Origin of the sequence: Bartonella sp. AP40SXNS (assembly GCF_042195825.1) — a bacterium.
Lineage (GTDB): Bacteria > Pseudomonadota > Alphaproteobacteria > Rhizobiales > Rhizobiaceae > Bartonella.
In genome coordinates this window covers 19,587-38,854 of record NZ_JBHIPB010000005.1, presented here as the reverse complement: position 1 = coordinate 38,854, position 19,268 = coordinate 19,587, and the positions used below count along the sequence as shown (strand labels likewise).

Here is a 19,268-nt window from a genome sequence, read left to right as displayed (position 1 = left end):
TAGTTAAACGCTATGAGCGATAACAACAAGGATCTTTTTAGTGTTTTAAATAAAGCCCAATCTCGGGTAAATACAAAAGAAAGCACTCTGCAGTCTCCAATGAAATCAAAAGCGATGATTTCAAAAAAAAGTGCGAAAGATATGCAAGAAGATGACTATAATGCTCTCTCTATTCGAGTACTTGAGGGGTTAGAGCCCGTACGTTTACGCCCTGGAATGTATATTGGTGGAACAGACAGTAAAGCACTTCATCATTTATTTGCCGAAATTATTGATAACGCGATGGATGAAGCTGTTGCGGGTTATGCAGATTCTATTGAAGTCTCATTAGATAGGAACGGTTATATAACCGTTACAGATAATGGACGCGGTATTCCTGTCGAAAATCATCCTCAAATGCCCGAGAAATCTACTCTTGAAGTTATTATGACACAACTCCACTCAGGCGGAAAATTTGATGGAAAAGCTTATCAAACTGCTGGTGGACTTCATGGAGTAGGAATTTCTGTCGTCAATGCTCTTTCTGATGATATGGAAGTTGAAGTTGCACGAGAACGAAAACTGTACCGCCAACGTTTCTCACGCGGTATTCCTCAATCTGGATTGGAAGATCTGGGAGATGTTTATAATCGTCGTGGTACGCGCGTTCGTTTTCATCCTGATCATGAAATTTTTGGTGAAAAAGCAGCTTTTGATCCAGAAAAAATCTATAAGATGACATGCTCCAAAGCCTATCTTTTTGGTGGCGTAAAAATTCGCTGGTGTTGTGATCCCGTCATACTTGAAGGCGCAAAAAATATTCCTGAAAAAGCTGTTTTTCATTTTCCCGATGGGCTTAAAGACTATTTACTTGCGTCACTAAAAGATGAATATCGAGTAACGTCAGAAATTTTTTCTGGCAAAACACAACAAAATAACGGCCATGGCTGCGTTGAATGGGCGATCGCTTGGCATGGTGGTGATTCTTGTGTGCAATCTTACTGCAATACGATTCCTACAGGAGAAGGCGGAACACACGAAATAGGATTACGCCAAGCTCTTTTGCGTGGATTGAAATCCTACGCTGAGTTAATAGGAAACAAGCGCGCAGCAATTATTACGTCTGACGATATTATGATTTCAACAGCCGCAATACTTTCAGTCTTTATCAGTAACCCTGAATTTGTTGGACAAACAAAAGATCGATTAGCAACCATTGAAGCACAGCGTATCGTTGAGAATGCAATCCGCGATCCTTTTGATCATTGGTTAGCAAATTCCCCACAAGAAGCAACAAAACTTCTCGATTGGGTTATCGAACGTGCTGAAGAACGTGTTAGACGACGCCAAGATAGAGAAATAAGTCGAAAAACTGCTGTCCGTAAATTACGTCTGCCCGGTAAACTTGCAGATTGTAGCCAGAACCATGCTTTGGGTGCTGAACTATTCATTGTTGAAGGGGATTCTGCAGGAGGATCTGCTAAACAAGCAAGAAATAGAGCAAACCAAGCAATTTTACCTCTTCGTGGTAAAATCTTAAATGTCGCTAGTGCTGCACATGAAAAAATGAACTCAAGCCAAACAATTAGCGATCTTATCCTTGCTCTTGGATGTGGAACACGCTCCAAGTATCGTGAAAAAGATCTCAGATATGAACGTATTATCATCATGACAGATGCTGATGTTGATGGTGCTCATATTGCGTCACTGCTCATTACCTTCTTCTTTCAAGAAATGCCTGACCTTATTCATCAGGGACATTTATATCTTGCCGTCCCTCCCCTTTATAGAATATCGCAAGGAGGAAAAGTTGCTTATGCTCGTGACGACATTCATAAGGATGAATTGCTCAAAACTGAATTTACTGGAAAAGCTAAAATCGAAATCGGGCGTTTTAAAGGGCTGGGTGAAATGCGCGCAGAACAACTTAAAGAAACGACTATGCATCCTCAAAAACGTACATTGCTTCGTGTTTCTATTGATGCCGTGGAAATACAAGAAACGAAAAAGACTGTAGAAAGTCTCATGGGAACAAAACCAGAAGCACGATTTCGTTTCATACAAGAAAACTCTACTTTTGCTTCTAATCTAGACATCTAATATAAAAAATATCCCTTTCAAACCACTGCGGCTGCGTCAATCACGCGCAGTTGCGGATTGATCGTTCCATTCCAATAATTCAAACTAAGATGACCAGCTAAATGAATCATTTCACCAATATTTTCAAAAAGAAAATCACCAAGTGATGTCCCTACAGCACGAAAAGCTATTCCTTGTAGTTTTTTTCCTTCAACATTAGATACAATGAGGCGAAGATGTCCTTTACCAACTTCAGATAGATTCACCAGTCGATGAGAGGGAAGAACAAAAACAGGTGTTGCATTCCCTGCCCCAAATGGCCCTGCTTTTTCAAGCAATTCAAACAGCGCTTCATTAACACCGGAAGCAGAAAGAGAACCATCTATACTAAGAGATTTTTTTGCACGCAACTGTGAAACCATTAAAGAAACTTTTTCTTCTAGCCATTTTCGAAAAATTTCAATTTTTGTTGATTGAATTGTAATTCCTGCTGCCATACTGTGTCCCCCTCCTTTTTCTAATAAATTTAATGTAACAGCTTCACGAACGAGTGCTCCTAAATCTATACCATTAATTGAGCGTCCCGACCCTACGCCATTTCCATCTTCTTTCAAAGCAATAGCAAAAACAGGACAAAAAAAACGCTCTTTGAGACGGGAAGCAAGAATACCAATAATTCCCGGATGCCATTCTTTATGAGAAATTACAAGCGACAATGGTATTTCTTGATCTTGATAAAGAGAAGTAATATAAGATTCCGCTTGTGCTAATTGAATGTTCTCCATTTCTTGGCGTTCTTGATTAAGCCGATCTAATTGTTCTGCTATTCTGTCCGCTTCATCTTTATTCTCACAACTAAGCAAACGTGCTCCCAAAGCTTGATCACCAATGCGCCCTCCTGCATTAATTCTAGGACCTAATAAAAAACCTAAATGAAAACTATTAAGCGGCTCCCCTATTCGTGCAACCTTTGTTAAAGCTGTTATTCCTAGATTATGCATAGAACGAGCAACTTGCAGCCCTTTTATCACAAAAGCACGGTTAACCCCCTGTAATGGAACAACATCACATATGGTTGCCAATGCAACAAGATCAAGCATACTGAGAAGATCAGGCAGTTTCCCTTTGAATTGTTTTTTCCGCAGTAAATGATGAACCCAAGCTAATGTAACAAAGACAACACCCGCTGCACATAAATGACCCTGTTCAGAAAAATCATCAGGACGATTAGGATTAACAAGAGCAATAGCTTCTTGATGAATCTCTGACATTTGATGATGATCTAAAATCACAACATCAGCCCCAGCAAGCCTAGCTGCTTTTACGGCATCTGGACTGTTTGCGCCACAATCAACAGTGATAATTAACCGAGCGCCTTCTTGCACAAGCATCCTCATTGCTTGTTCATTCGGACCATAGCCTTCAACAATACGATCAGGAATATAAATTTTGACTTCAATACCAAAATAACGAAAAAAACGCGCTATGAGTGCCGATGAACAAGCACCATCAACATCATAATCACCAAACACAGCAACCTGTTCTTGATTGAGAAGAGCCTTAACAATACGCTCTGCAGCGCATTGCATATCCCTAAAACTTTCTGGATCAGGCATAAGCGTACGTAATGTTGGATTAATAAAAGCAACAGCCTCAGCTTCATCCACATCTCTTGCTGAAAGTACTCGAGCTAGCTGATCTGGAAAACCAAATTTTTGAGAAATAGCGCGCGCATTATTTATCCCTTGAACATCAAGGGCATCTAACCAAGCTTGACCACAAGCAGAAGATTCAACATTGAGAAAATAACGAGACCACTGCATTATTACTTATTTTATAATGAAGAACGATAAAATACAATCATGCGTTAAAGATAAAATAGTCTTTTGCAACATTCATTTTAAATTTAAATGATCCACAAACTTCTTTAATGCGGTATTACAATACCTCTCTCATAACATGCTGTTTTATAAAGTTTTTATTTTCTCTTGACGTCAATCAAAAGACATTATATCAGAGCAAGTAGTATGCGTTAAATATTTCGCTATGGTAACAATTTTCAACGCAAAACAGTAAAAATTCCCTTATATTAAAAGGGTTCTAATAAAGGATACTTCTATGGCAACTTTTTCACAAAAGCCAACTGAAGTGGTGAAAAAATGGGTTATTATTGACGCAGAAAACCTTGTTTTAGGTCGTCTTGCCACATTTGTTGCGAACCGCTTACGTGGCAAACATAAAGCTACATTTACTCCACATGTTGATGATGGTGACAACGTTATTGTCATTAATGCAGATAAAATAGCTCTCACTGGCAAAAAATATACGGATAAAAAATATTATTGGCATACCGGCTATATTGGTGGAATAAAACAACGTACAGCACGTCAACTTCTTGAGGGGCGTTTTCCCGAACGCGTTATTGAAAAAGCGGTAGAACGTATGATTCCTCGTGGGCCTCTTGGTCGCCGTCAATTGAAGAATCTGCGTGTTTATGCTGGAAACCAACATCCACATGAAGCACAACAGCCTGAATCTCTTGACGTTGGTGCTTTAAACCGCAAAAACAAAAGGATTGCTTGATTATGGCTGAAATTAATTCTCTTTCTGAGCTTAGCATAGTAACAAGTATTACAGAAACACATGAAAATGTTGTTCCTGTTCACGTGCAAAAGCTTGATTCACAAGGACGTGCTTACGCAACAGGAAAGCGTAAAGACGCTGTTGCACGTGTATGGATTAAACCAGGTTCTGGAAAAATCACGATCAACAATAAGGAATTTGACAAATATTTTGCTCGTCCTGTTCTTAGAATGATTCTTCGTCAACCAATTGTTGCAACAAATAGGGATACCCAATTTGATATTATTGCAACCGTTGCAGGCGGTGGTCTTTCCGGACAAGCCGGTGCAGTGCGCCATGGCATTTCCAAAGCTTTAACCTATTACGAACCAGAACTTCGCTCAATCTTGAAAAAAGGTGGGTTTCTTACCCGTGATAGCCGTGTTGTTGAACGTAAAAAGTACGGTAAAGCAAAAGCACGTCGTTCTTTCCAATTCTCAAAGCGTTAATTTCAATTTTTGCAATGCATAAAGCCTCGGACAAAAACGGGGCTTTTTCCCCTACTAAAACAAACTTTTAGATGAATGTAGGAACAAATCTATACCGATTAGAAAAAACAAGAATGCAAAACAATCCCTTCTCTTAAGATAAAAGGCAAGAAAAATAGACCGAAAAAATTCAAAACTTCAGTTTCAATTTTTAAAATCTGTTTTACTAACTTGTAATATATCCACGTGCTGAAGCACAAAAATATTTACGCGACAACTTTAGCAATCTTATAAGCTTTTCAATGCTTTTTCTATCACCACTTAACAAGCTTTAGTCCAAGAAATGCTTTACCATTGTGATAAAATGAGGGACAGAAATAGGCTTTGACATATATTCTTCACATCCACTGGCACGAATTCGCTCCTCATCGCCTTTCATAGCAAAAGCTGTTACAGCAACAACGGGGATTGATCGAAGTTCTTCATCTTCTTTTAATTGTTTAATAACATCTATTCCAGAGACCTCTGGCAACTGGATATCCACAAGGATAAGAGATGGCATTGATGAACGCGCCAAATCTAATGCCATAAGACCATTACGCGTTTCAACGGTTTCATAACCACTCGCTTCTACAAGATCGCGAAATAACTTCATATTAAGCTCATTATCTTCCACGATCATGACTTTTTTTGACATTCGTATAACTCCACCCTTCTCAGATAAAATAGAGAAATAGAAATGAATTCACATTCTCTTTGCTTAAGATAAAATGATAAAATGAATTGTAAACCACAAAGAGATTAAAAGATTCCAATAAAAGCATTTTTGCAAATATTTGTAAGACGCATCGCTATACTTATTCAGTTCATCAACATAAAACCCACAAATAGTCGTAAGATTGTGTGACCTTGTATTTTTTGAGTTGATATACAAAGTTTATGGATATCTCAATTAATGCATTCGCGTTTTCATCATAAAAAAATATCAACCACAAACTTAGCTAAAATGCGCATTTTGAAGAGGAAAAAATTTAAGTAAATTTAAAAAGCAACTGATTAGCTGAATTTAATGCACCATATACTGGCATCCACAAAACAATATCTTAATGATATAAAAGGATAAACTTATCAATGTCATTAAGATTAAAAAAATAAATAAACCGTGATTAATTATCACGATTTATTTAATATAAAACATTCAATAACAGAATAATTCAAAGTTTATCAAGGATAATATCTTTTAATTCAAAGCCCATGAACTATGAGCAAAAGCATCGAATGTTCTTCCACCTGTCTCTCTGTTAGGACTCGGCGGCTTTCTAGTAAAGAAATATACAAAATATGCGATTAAAGCAAAAATCGCTGTCTCCATCCCCATTAAACCCGCAACTTTTTGGACATTTTTCTCAGCCCCTTGTCCTCCAAACTGGCTAATAATCATACCAACAGCTTTAATAACTCTATTTTCTTGTGTCATTACAGAAATAAAACCAGCATTTTGAAATCTATCATTTAAAGAATCAGCATTGGCTCTTAAAATCTGTGAAAAGAAAATCGCTACTGCAACAAAACATACTATACAATGCTTGAATATTTTCATCATAACCACCTAATTACAATATTTAATAAAATAAATTTTCTTTAATGCCCCCTCTAAATAGAAAACATTCCGTTATATATCAATAAAGTATATTTATCTTATTACAATAAAAATATAATACAAAATTTAATTAATAATTTTATTTAAATTGTTATTTTTATATTATATTACACTTGTAATATATCCATTACATGTTTATTTAAGAGTTGTCAATTATTTTATTTGTAATTTATACTATGTAATTTAATGATAAAAATAAATTTATTTTGTTGTTTTTATTATAAATTTAGATTTATTATCATAACTATTATTATTATTTTATAATATAAAAATATCAATATATTGTTTTTTAGTTACACGCAATGTTTTTATTTTTTATATAATATAGTAAAATAAATATTTTTATAAAATAATTTTTTCTTAGTATAGATTAAGAAAAAATATTTGCCCCAGCTACAATTAGCGTAAGCACCAGCTTAATTCTTTGATTGAAAAAGCTAAATTAAGTAAGATAAGGGATAACTTTGGTAAATGCGCCAAATCTAATGCCATAAGCTATTACACATTTCAACGATTTCACAGCCATACGTTTCTACAAAAACGTGGAATAATTTTAATAAAGTTCATTGTCTTCCACAATTATAACTTTCTAACATTAATATAATTCCACAACTTTAAGATAAAATAGAGAAATAAAAATGAATACACCTTCTTTCTAACCAAGATAAAATGATTAAAAATATAAATCATAAAAAATTTAATAATGTCCAATAAAAGCATTTTTGCACAAACCTTTGTAATGCTAATCGTTATACTTCTTCAGTTTATCAAAATGATAATCTAGAATAGCCGTAAAATGATGTGATCGTATATTTTTTGAGTTAATATGAAAAATTTATGGATATTCAAATCAGCTCATGCCCCTTTTCATCTTAGAAAAGATATCAATCACGAAAATTAGCATAGATATATATTTTGGAAAAAATTTAAATAACGTTGATATGGATAGATTATTTGCTAGCAAACAATCTTCTCTATTAAATCAGAGTGTTCACTACTGTGATATTTTAATCTCAATCACGACAATACTTCAATAACAGTTTAAAATATAGATTCACTATAAGCTTAAAATAAAAATTTTGGAATTGATCATACATACAATGAATGAACCATAAAATACAAAAGTAATCATAACACTAGAAAATGAAAAAGCTTATCACTCTTGTTCACTATTCCTTCCTCTCTCATTTTTTCTGTGTTATTTTTAAAGTCTTGTAAAAAATATGAATTACATGCAAAAAAATTAGCCCTTTGTAATCTCTACGCCATCAATCACATTAGTTTTATTAATGATAAGCAATAACATCTGTATAGCTCTAAGCTTAGAGAACAACACCAGATTAAAATATCATTTTTATTTATTGTAAAAGAGGATGTAAAACTCCATTTTTCTCTTATCATTGTTAAGAAAAATTGAAAAATGAGCTTATTAATATTAAAAAAATAGAAAATAATTTTTTACAAAATAATATCTTATTTAATTACTGTTTAAAATAACCCATTTAAAATAATATAAATATATTATGTTTATATTGTATGTGTTTAAATTGTATATTTCTAATTAAATAATAATATTTATAATAACACTAAAATATTACATAATAAATATCTTTCTATTAAATAAAATCATAACATAAAATAAGAAATTAACAATAAAATCAAGTATAATTCTCTTAGTTTACCAGTACAACAAATAAATATATTTAATTATGTTATTGAACTCAGTTGCATTACCATCGTTTTTGCCCGCTTTGCTTAGTGGATCCTTTTATTTCCAAGCAATTATTAACTGAATTTTGACTGCTCAGCATGCTGAAAAATCTCTATGTGATTGTTGTCTTGATAATTGCTATCATGTTGTTTGGCGAAGCTCTTAGCTTTCTATCGGGCAACTTAAAAGCTTTATTCTGTCAATTTTCTTATTGTTTAAGCAAAAACTCACCCACATAATAATAGCACCAACAAAATCCACACGAATAACCACATTCTACACATATAAAATTACTCATCTTTTACAATTTTTTAGCACTATAAACGCAACAAAAATAAATTTTGCTCATATCATAAAGCGGTACTAATATTGTACACCATCTTACCATGGCTTTTGTCATCAAGCTGCCATCTAAACTCAAACTAAAACTGATCTAAAACCAAGAAATTTAACTCTCTGATTTCTGTTGTAAATTCTTTGCTCAGAGCTATAGAAATACAACTGATTTTATGCATGAATATGTCTAATAAAAAATCCTCATGTGTAAATTTTACATGCCCTATACCACCAGCATAAATAACGATAATCTACGCTATAATAGAATTATTCACTCAATTTTTTTATTTTTATAATCATGATGACTTTTATATCATCCCCCTAATCCATTAAATTTAATAATTGTTTTCTTATAGATTATGAAAGTCATGACTATAGAAAGAAAAGTGCTCGACAGAAGATATCCAATATTCCATTCGCCTTTACCAAGTAACAGGGATACAGGAAAAGAAGCAGAAAAAGCCATGGGAAGCATAAACAAAAGCCATTTTACAATGCTTGAGGGATAAATTCCTATTGGTACAAATGAAAGTTCGTAAATCATTTCATGAAAATATTCAACAGGCATCTTACGGCTAATAATAAATGTCACAAAATTAAACGTCATGAAAAAACAAATATTGACGATAAAAACACAAAATATTGCAACAATAAAAGAGATCCATCTGAGCTTAAGATCATACATATCTGGTAATGATACGAACAAATAGGCACTAACATAAAGAACAAATAGCTTTATCAGATTAAGTGGTTTGCACCAACCAAACAACATCAACAACCAGATTGAAACAGGCTTTATCAAGTAGGGTTCAATTTTACCATCCGCTACTTTTTCAAAAAACGTTTCAATAGAATGAGTAAAAATATTCAAAAATATCCCAAGTAAAACAAAGACAACAAAGATAAAATGAATTTCATCTCTGCTATAGTTACCGATCTTTCCTGAAAAAGAAGATATTCTATCAATAAATATGAATTGAATAAAATAATAGCATAGAGAAAGAATAAACTCCCCAGCCAAATTCTTACCATAAACAATCTGTCGGCAGATATTTAGACTGATAAAATGAAGGATTATTTTCATCTCAACCGCCCGCTCCATAATACATCTTCATTCCTTTATTCCAAGCAATATGAATTAAGCATAAAAGACACAAAATATAAGCAAAACTTCCGAAAAAAAACTGCTGAAACAACGCTAAATTTTGCGTCGCGAAAAACTCGGCAGGAGCTGATATCATGAAACGATAAGGATTAAATTGCATGAGCGGAATAAGCCACACCGGCCAAAAAGATGGTGGTAAAAGAACACCCCCAAGAAGCGCTGAACTGAGAATACTGAAAGAGAGTAATATATTGTACTCAATCACCCAAAAACTTAATAAGGCAATCCCGAAAGAGAGTAAAAAACAAAGCAATTGTGATAGAATAACAACCAGAAAAAAGAACAGAAAAGAGATGACCAATCCCAGAATATTTTCATAGGATAAAACAAGCTTTGCAACAAAAAGAGCCAATAACGGAATGCAATATAATACACTCTCTCCTAAAAAAGTAAAAAGTATTTGTGTCATATAACTAAAGGGTTTTGTGAGATAGACTTCTAATTGACCTTCCCTAACATGATGAGAAAAAAACTTAATCACATTATAACCATTATTTAAACGTCCTAAGACTAAAGCAAAAGCATAATAATACATCATATCATGAAAGCTAAAGCCATTTATGGTGTTTCCCATATCAGAGAAAAGTGCATTCCATAATAGAAGTTGAATAATAAATGGCGAAAGTGTCCCAATGACAATATCAGTAAAAAACATGGCTCTATCACTTAGAATAGAGAGTAATCCATTCCTTGCATAAAAAAACATGCCAAAACAATAATTAAATAAATTCTTTAAATTTAACACGGAGCATCTCCTCAAATGAGGGAGTGGACACAGAAAACGTACAGTTGAATTTAGTTGTCATTTCCCGTATGAAATGCGAATAATCTCCACGAGGTAACGAAATTTCCAATGAACATTCTTCATTGTTCAGTTTTTTATTTTTTAAAGGAGCGGACAATTTTAACGAAAGTTCATCCATTCTCTTTACAACAGCATAAAGCGCCTGCAAGTGTTCACAAAAAAATGTCACTTTCACCAAAGAAGGAAGCATATTTTTAAATGCATCAATATCACCGTAAAAGTGTTTGTTTCCTTTATGCAAGAGAAGAATATCATCAACGTAACCATCAATATCCCCCATATCATGACTTGTGATGATGTATCCCATCCCTCGCTCTCTTTTAAGTTTTGTAAGTAGCTCCCTAATTTCATGCTTAGAAGTAATATCAAGACCAATAGTTGGTTCATCTAGGAACAATAATTTAGGTCTAAAAGATAAATTAAATGCCAATTCACTTTTGACTCTCTCACCCAAACTCAGCATTCGCACTGGCTTGTCCATGATATGCGCAATACCAAGCAACTCTGCAATCTCTTTAAGGTCGCGGATAAAAGAGGTTCGTTCAATACCATATAAGGGTTGCACCATATCCAAACTGTAACGTAGAGGTAAATCCCACCATAAACAACTCTTATGACCAAAGACCACACCCAACTGTCTAAACAGATCTTTCTTGGTTTTATACGGATTAAATCCCAAGACTTTAACACTTCCCTTATCAACGAATTGTATACCAGCAAGTATTTTAATCAGTGTTGATTTACCTGCCCCGTTAGCTCCGAGGATAGCAAGAGATTGTCCTGAAAAAAGGGTAAAACTGATATCTTTCAGCACGTGATAATTCGTATATACTGGCTTAAAGAGAGAAAGCACTCTGTTTTTGAAAGAAGTTCCTCTGTCCATGCTACGGTATATTTTTGAGACGTTATTAACGTCAATCAATAATGATCCCATCAGTCACTCCTCATTTCAACTTATCCCCTCTTGGAATATTCCCATAATCTTTGAATATCTATTTTTTCACTGGAAAAACGACCATGTTCTCCCCCCCTTCTAAAGAGCAATAAACGCCCCTAAAACTTTAATCTCCAATTTTGAGTACGGCATATTTCTTCAATCTGATGCATTCACTGAAATAAAGCATTAAAAATGCTAAAAGTTGTTTCTTCTTTTATGAAAGAAAATCTTTCGAACAAATTCAGATAAATAAAGTAAGTAGAAAAATAACTGAAAGAAAAACTTTGCTAATAAACTCTCATTGTGTGAACAAAGGTACAAATAGTAAATCTATCATAAGTATATCAAATCACATTGATAACAAAACAAACCTCCTTAACAACAGAATTTTTTTGAGAGTCCACTTTTCCTCAGCATTACTATAAAATGCCTCAATTATCTCCCATGAAAAATTAAAAAACGCCTTTACACATTTCAGCAAATATCCCTTCAGATTTTATCTCATTCATCTTCCTCAACAGACACGCCTCCCCAATATACGGCCCTACAGATAAATTCAAAGGAGCAGCTTCATCAACTCAGATTATTAACGATACACCTTATCTAGAGATAATAATACAATCAATATGGATAAAGAACTGTAGAAAGAAAATTTATGATATTTCAAAATTCATCACTCAAAAACACCATTTTCTCATAGCGATTATACTAAAGCTCTCTTCAAATGACGCCCTATCCATCTCATCAAATTTATAGACAAAATTTTTACCAATCAAAAAGGATAAATGAATCTTTTTTACTCTGTTTCAGCATCACTCTCATTAAAAGACAAAAGATTAAAACTTTGAACCATATGAGGTGGTAAAGGTGCAACAATGTCCAATACTCCTCCTGAAGGATGAGGAATACGAATACGACGTGCATGAAGGTGGAGACGATTTTGAATTCCTCCTGGTAATGTCCAATTACTATCAGAAAAAAAATATTTTGAATCGCCAATGATAGGATGATCCATATGGGCAGCATGCACACGAAGCTGATGTGTTCTCCCTGTATAGGGTTCCATTTCAAGCCACGAAAGAGCCCGCCCTCGCGTATCTAAAACGCGATAGTAGGAAACCGCATGATGTGAATCTGGCTCCCCATGTTCACAAACACGCATTTTATCACCTTGTGCAGTCATTTCCTTAACCATCCACGTTGAAATTTTGTCCTGCTTTTTTTTAGGAACGCCCCGAACCAACGCCCAATAAGTCTTTTTTGTTTCTCGCGCTCTAAAAGCGGCTGTTAAGGCCTGAGCAGCTCCCCTTGATCGCGCAACAATAAGCACACCCGACGTCTCACGATCAAGACGATGAACCAAACGCGGCTTTTCACCTTTTTTATTGCGCCATACCTCAAGCATACTGTCCATATGACGTGTTAAACCAGAGCCTCCTTGGACAGCCAATCCAGCAGGTTTGTTAAAAACAAATACTTTTGGATCTTCATAAAGCAGCATTTTTTTTAAAACGGTCCCATCATCCTGCCCACGAAGTGTTTTACCCGTTATTGGAAGATTTTCTTTGTCATTAATAGGGAGAGGTGGAATACGGACAGTCTGTCCCATACAAAGACGCGTATCGGCTTTAACACGTCCACCATCAACCCGTATCTGACCAGAACGCAACAGTTTTTGCAAAACTCCAAAACCAAGTCCTGGATAATGCACTTTAAACCAGCGATCTAAGCGCATTCCATCTTCATCTGCCTCAACTTTTTTTATTTCTACGCCTGCCATGAAAGTTCCCTTGCCTGATAATTTTATTGATCTATTTTTGCGCCTTTATAAGCACAGATATAAACACAAAAATTCATATTTTAATTGGCTTTATCACACCATATTACAGTTAGTATCCAAAATTGCCTTTTCTTAATGTCCAAATTTTATTAGCTAAAAATTAAGCGTTATAAAAAAATCAATACCTTTACGCTTAACAGCGAATGGAGATAATTAACAGTGTCCTTATTCAAAACCTATGCACGTGTTCTCACTTACCTAAACAGAGAAAAAAATGCATCCCTTTTAATCTGTACCGCTAATGTTATGTTAGCGATTATCACCATTGCAGAACCTATTTTATTTGGACGGGTTATCGATTCTATTACAGAAAAAACAGGTATCATCTCTACTCTTGCCATTTGGGTTTGTTTTGGACTTTCACATATTATCGCTTATGTCCTTGTTGCTCGCGGTGCAGACCGCTTAGCCCATAGACGTCGCTTAACGGTTTTAACAGAATCTTTCGAACGTATCATTGCCATGCCGTTAATTTGGCATCAACAACGCGGAACATCTAACGCACTCCATACACTTTTGCGCGCTATAGATTCCATGTCAACCATATGGCTTGATTTTATGCGACAACATCTCTCAACGCTTGTCGCCTTATTGGTTCTCATCCCCATAGCCTTTAATATGAATTGGCGCCTTTCAATAGTCTTGGTTGTGCTTGCCATCATCTATGTATTAATTGCACGTTTAGTGATGCGAAAAACAAAAGACGGACAAGCCGCTGTAGAATGCTATCATCATAACCTTTTTAAACATGTCAGTGATTCAATCTCTAATGTTTCCATTGTACAAAGTTATAACCGAATAAAAGAAGAAACTTTCATACTGCACCAACATACAAATGCTCTGCTTAAAGCACAAAATCCTGTTCTCAATTGGTGGGCGCTCGCCAGTGGCTTAAATCGAATGGCTTCAACGATTTCAATCGTTTGTGTTCTTCTCCTTGGAGCTTTTTTTGTTGCAAAAGGTCAACTACGAGTAGGTGACGTCGTTGCTTTTGTTGGATTTGCACAACTCATGATTAGCCGCCTAGACCAAATGAGCAATTTTATTCATTGTGCAATATCCTCACAAGCAAAACTGCAAGAGTTTTTTGAAATGGAAGACTCAACCTTTCATATCAACGAACCGCAGAATCTTCCCTCCCTCCAAAATGTTAAAGGCACCATACAATTTCATCACGTGACCTATAAATTTCCAAATTCTTCTCAAGGTGTTTTTGATATTTCTTTTGAGGTTAAAGCAGGACAAACTGTTGCGATTGTAGGACCAACAGGGGCTGGAAAAACAACGTTGATCAATTTGTTACAACGCGTATACGACCCTACCTTTGGGCATATCTCCATTGATGGAATAAATATATGCTCGATCAATCGCGAATCTTTACGCAAATCTCTAGCAACAGTATTTCAAGACTCAGGTCTTTTCAACCGTACTATTCATGACAATATTTCAATAGGAAAAGCGAGCGCAACGAATGAAGAACTTTATGAAGCAGCAAAAATAGCAGAAGCTCACGATTTTATTCTAAAAAAAGCTGATTATTATAACACAATGGTGGGCGAACGAGGATCTCAATTATCAGGTGGAGAAAAACAGCGACTAGCAATTGCACGCGCTGTTTTAAAAAATGCCCCTATTCTCATTCTAGATGAAGCAACAAGCGCTCTTGATGTTGAAACAGAAGCACGTGTCAAAAATGCCCTTGATTGCATAAGCCATAATCGCACCACTTTCATTATAGCACATCGCCTCTCAACAGTACGCAATGCTGATGTAGTACTCTTTCTAGAACATGGTCATTTAATTGAAAAAGGAAGCTTTCAAGAATTAATCGAGAGAGGCGGACGTTTTTCTCAATTCTTAAAAGCCAGTGGTTTAACAATCAAACCACCAGAAATAGAAGGAGAAAATGAAAACGTCATCCTCTTACATGAAGCCATAGCTTCATAAAATTGATACTCTTCACAAATCTCATGTAAGAAATACCTCTTCAATACACCAAAAATACTTTATTGATACAAATAAAAAGGTTACTAAGAATATCACAATCCATTTTTGACGCGAGATCTTTGAAAAAATATTAAAACCATTCCGCACTTTTTCTACTGTTGAAATTTTACTCGATTGGAACAAAATTATTGCCTATATCTTTGCATATTAATGAGTATACAATCGAATTTAAGGAAAATGCAAAGGTAAAAAAGCTTTCAATTTTACCATCTTCTTTTAACTCAGCTTTACAACTTTCAAAACTATCTAAAACAGTGTTTTTTTAATAATGGATATGACGTATTGCTTCACACTTTTGTTTATCATGTTTTTTGTAGAATCACCCCCTCGCCAAGAACAAAATGTCATTGTGTTGTACATTCATCACGTGCTTTTTTAAGAAATATTTCTCAATACTCCTAAGCCTATTTTTCACAACAATTCTTGTGAATGGTTTTGATTGATTCAATATACATAGATTTAAAATGAGAAAATCCTACGAATATTTGGAGCTCTTACTCAAGATATAAAAAATAAATTATCATTATAAATCAATATATTGAGTAAATAGCATCATAATAAATCAGACATTAATATACCTCTTTAAATTTATGCGATATTCCTTTTTATAAAATAGGATAGAGATGTTTCTTTAAAAAAATCTGTAAGAGCCACACAATGACTGCTCTTCTTCGTAAAAATATACTACAAAGCAAAGTGTAAAATGCTGCATAATCTTTCTTATTTTGAAAGGTAACTCCCGAAACTCTTGAAAAACATAAAATCAAATAAAACAGTGATGATAAAGATAAAAACTGTTTTTATCTTTACTGATTTTGTATAAGCCCCCATTACGCTATATCTGGATTTCAACAAGACATCGGACAGATACTCGTGATACTTATACACCAATCCAACATAAAAATGTAAAAAACACCAATGAGAAAAGATTTTGCTTTTTAAATTTTTTCAAGAAAATCTTTTAGTGCCGCAAATGCCTCACTAGCCTTGTTTCCCTCAGGACCACCAGCCTGCGCCATATCAGGACGACCACCACCACCTCGACCACCAAGCACAGCTGAAAGAATACGAACGAGATCAACAGCATTCAATTTATCCGTTAAATCATCCGTAACGCCAACAACAGCACTGCCTTTTCCATCCTCCGAAACACTAATAAAAGCAACGACTCCAGACTCAATTTGTTTTTTTCCAGAATCGACGAATGCCTTAAGATCCCGTGGTAAAATATTTTTGACAATGCGTCCGAGAAAAGAAAGCCCATTAATGATTGTAATATCATCTTGACTACTTTCTGTTATACCACCACTCAATACCATTTTTTTGCGTACATCATTCAACTCTTTTTCAAGTTTACGACGATCATCAAGCAAAATTCGCACCCGTTCTTCTAAACCAGAAGAAGAAGTTTTTAAAAGATCAGCGATCTCATGAATACGCTCATCTTGGCGACAAAGATAAAAACGTGCTTCTTGGCCAGTTAAGGCTTCAATACGACGCACTCCTGCCGAAACAGAACTTTCAGAAACAATATGGATCAAACCAATATCGCCTGTTCGCTCCACATGTGTGCCCCCACAAAGCTCTATTGACCAATGCTTTTTTAATCCCTCTTGGTGACACTGCTTCCCCATAGAAACAACGCGAACTTCATCACCATATTTTTCACCAAATAATGCCATGGCTCCTTTAGAAATGGCTTCATCCACATCCATGAGATGCGTTACGACCTTACTATTTTGCAAAACAATCTCATTGGCTAAATCTTCTATTTTTTTCAATTCTTCCAAAGAAACAGATTTTGGATGAGAAAAATCAAAACGTAACCGATCTGGCGATACAAGAGAGCCCTTTTGAGTAACATGGTCCCCCAATATTTGTCGTAAAGCCTCGTGTAATAAATGGGTAGCAGAATGATTTGCACGAATTTTTTTACGACGAATACCATCAACGGTTAATTCTACACAATCAGACCTCGATGCCTGACCAGATTTTACTTCTCCAATATGGATAAAAACACCATCACCCTTTTTCTGAGTATCATGCACCTCAAAAACAAAATCTTCACCAGAAATGATACCGCTATCACCAATTTGACCGCCAGATTCACCATAAAAAGGAGTCTGATTTACCACAAGAATGGCTTTTTGCCCCGAAGAAATATGATCAACAATTTTACCATCACACACAAGAGCTGTAAGAATGCCTTCAGCTTTTTCTGTTTCATAACCTAAAAATTCTGTAGCCCCTACCTTATCACGAACAGAAAACCAAATTGTCTCCGTTATAGCTTCACCAGAACCAGACCAATGAGCACGCGCTTCCTCTTTTTGGTGTTCCATCGCTTTATCAAAAGCATCAACATCAACAGATATTCCGCGACGCCGAAGCATATCTTGCGTCAAATCAAGCGGAAAACCATAGGTATCATAAAGCTTGAAAGCAACTTCACCATTTAAATGATCTCCCTCTTTAAGAAGACTACTCGCTTCATTTAACAAACCAAGTCCTCGTTCAAGTGTTTTACGAAAGCGTATTTCTTCTAACTTCAAAATTTCTGAAATCAAAGACTCAGCACGCACCAATTCAGGATAGGCTTGTCCCATTTCGCGAATTAAAGCAGGCAAAAGCCGCCACATTAAAGGCTCTTTAGCACCAAGAAGATGGGCATGACGCATAGCACGACGCATAATGCGACGTAAAACATATCCTCTTCCTTCGTTGGAAGGAAGAACACCATCAGCAATCAAAAATGCGCACGAGCGAAGATGATCAGCAATGACACGATGGCTGGCAATAAAATCACCCTTTGCCTCAATCCCTGTAATTTCTTCTGAAGCAGCAATTAATGCACGAAAAAGATCAATGTCATAATTATCATGAACACCCTGTAAAACAGCAGCAATACGCTCTAACCCCATGCCTGTATCAATAGAAGGATGAGGTAAATCAACACGTTCTTCCTTGGAAATCTGCTCATACTGCATAAAAACAAGATTCCAAATCTCAATAAAGCGATCCCCATCTTCATGAGCACTTCCAGGTGGCCCCCCCCAGATTTCATCACCATGATCATAAAAAATCTCTGAACAAGGACCGCAGGGTCCTGTATCTCCCATCGCCCAAAAATTATCAGCTGTCGCAATACGGACAATTTTTTCATCTGGAAGACCTGAAATTTTACGCCATAGTTCAGCAGCAACATCATCACTCTGATAAACTGTCACCAACAGTTTATCTTTTGGCAGACAAAATTCTTTTGTTAAAAGGTTCCATGACAAAAAAATGGCTTCTTCTTTGAAATAATCACCGAAAGAAAAATTACCCAGCATTTCAAAAAATGTATGATGGCGTGCCGTATAACCAACATTATCAAGATCATTATGCTTTCCACCCGCACGAACACATTTTTGTGCCGTTGTTGCCTGCTTATAAGGGGACTTTTCAAGTCCAGTAAAAACATTTTTAAACTGCACCATTCCTGCATTTGTAAACATAAGTGTAGGATCATTACGTGGAACAAGTGGGCTAGAAGAAAGAACTTTATGCCCATTACGATGAAAATAATCCAAAAATGTTGACCGAATGTTATTAACACTATTCATATCGACACCTGCTCAATACAGTACAAAACCATAAAAGAAAAATCCCCCTCATTAAATATCCTCTTTGCCACGCATGGAGTCAATTTAATCAAAG

The 19,268-nt window shown here is 35.4% G+C and carries 13 protein-coding genes; 5 read left to right on the top strand and 8 right to left on the bottom strand.

The window, feature by feature from the left end:
- Positions 1-12 precede the first annotated feature (12 nt).
- A complete protein-coding gene (gene parE / locus ACFILZ_RS04980) occupies positions 13-2,079 on the top strand; it encodes a DNA topoisomerase IV subunit B (RefSeq protein WP_375608695.1) in 2,067 nt (688 codons plus the stop codon).
- A 17-nt stretch (positions 2,080-2,096) separates the two neighbouring features.
- Here parE and recJ read toward each other — a convergent pair whose 3' ends face one another.
- Positions 2,097-3,881: a single-stranded-DNA-specific exonuclease RecJ gene (gene recJ / locus ACFILZ_RS04975; RefSeq protein ID WP_375609452.1), complete on the bottom strand. Its 1,785-nt coding sequence runs from the start codon at positions 3,879-3,881 to the stop codon at positions 2,097-2,099.
- A gap of 295 nt (positions 3,882-4,176) precedes the next feature.
- On the opposite strand from recJ, the gene rplM reads away from it, so the two are divergent.
- From rplM to ACFILZ_RS04960, 3 genes are all read left to right on the top strand, one after another.
- Positions 4,177-4,641 carry a 50S ribosomal protein L13 gene (gene rplM / locus ACFILZ_RS04970; RefSeq protein WP_375606694.1) on the top strand — a complete coding sequence of 155 codons (465 nt, stop codon included), beginning with the start codon at positions 4,177-4,179 and terminating at the stop codon, positions 4,639-4,641.
- 2 nt (positions 4,642-4,643) lie between these two features.
- Positions 4,644-5,129, top strand: coding sequence for a 30S ribosomal protein S9 (rpsI, locus tag ACFILZ_RS04965; RefSeq protein ID WP_015856545.1), 486 nt, complete (start codon positions 4,644-4,646; stop codon positions 5,127-5,129).
- 154 nt (positions 5,130-5,283) lie between these two features.
- Complete coding sequence (locus ACFILZ_RS04960; RefSeq protein ID WP_375606729.1) at positions 5,284-5,361, top strand: hypothetical protein; 78 nt, start codon at positions 5,284-5,286, stop codon at positions 5,359-5,361.
- A gap of 78 nt (positions 5,362-5,439) precedes the next feature.
- Here ACFILZ_RS04960 and ACFILZ_RS04955 read toward each other — a convergent pair whose 3' ends face one another.
- The 6 genes from ACFILZ_RS04955 to ACFILZ_RS04930 form a co-directional block, all read right to left on the bottom strand.
- A complete protein-coding gene (locus tag ACFILZ_RS04955) occupies positions 5,440-5,805 on the bottom strand; it encodes a response regulator (RefSeq protein WP_273724078.1) in 366 nt (121 codons plus the stop codon).
- 543 nt (positions 5,806-6,348) lie between these two features.
- Entirely contained in the window at positions 6,349-6,708 is a 360-nt protein-coding gene (locus ACFILZ_RS04950) for a hypothetical protein (protein WP_375606730.1), read from the bottom strand.
- Positions 6,709-9,128: 2,420 nt separating this feature from the next.
- The gene (locus ACFILZ_RS04945; RefSeq protein WP_375610423.1) at positions 9,129-9,917 is read right to left on the bottom strand and encodes an ABC-2 family transporter protein; all 789 of its coding nucleotides are present in this window, start codon (positions 9,915-9,917) and stop codon (positions 9,129-9,131) included.
- Entirely contained in the window at positions 9,901-10,725 is an 825-nt protein-coding gene (locus ACFILZ_RS04940) for an ABC-2 family transporter protein (protein ID WP_375606697.1), read from the bottom strand. The genes ACFILZ_RS04945 and ACFILZ_RS04940 overlap by 17 nt, the downstream gene beginning before the upstream one ends.
- Positions 10,700-11,719: an ATP-binding cassette domain-containing protein gene (locus ACFILZ_RS04935; protein ID WP_375606698.1), complete on the bottom strand. Its 1,020-nt coding sequence runs from the start codon at positions 11,717-11,719 to the stop codon at positions 10,700-10,702. Before ACFILZ_RS04935 ends, ACFILZ_RS04940 begins: the two co-directional genes overlap by 26 nt.
- A gap of 799 nt (positions 11,720-12,518) precedes the next feature.
- Positions 12,519-13,502, bottom strand: coding sequence for an RluA family pseudouridine synthase (locus ACFILZ_RS04930; protein WP_375610422.1), 984 nt, complete (start codon positions 13,500-13,502; stop codon positions 12,519-12,521).
- Between the two features lie 219 nt (positions 13,503-13,721).
- Between ACFILZ_RS04930 and ACFILZ_RS04925 the strand changes: the two genes are divergently transcribed.
- Positions 13,722-15,509, top strand: a complete 1,788-nt coding sequence (locus ACFILZ_RS04925) for a glucan ABC transporter ATP-binding protein/ permease (RefSeq protein WP_375610421.1) — start codon at positions 13,722-13,724, stop codon at positions 15,507-15,509.
- Positions 15,510-16,507: 998 nt separating this feature from the next.
- Here the strand turns inward: ACFILZ_RS04925 and alaS are convergent.
- A complete protein-coding gene (alaS, locus tag ACFILZ_RS04920; RefSeq protein ID WP_375610420.1) occupies positions 16,508-19,174 on the bottom strand; it encodes an alanine--tRNA ligase in 2,667 nt (888 codons plus the stop codon).
- Positions 19,175-19,268 lie beyond the last annotated feature (94 nt).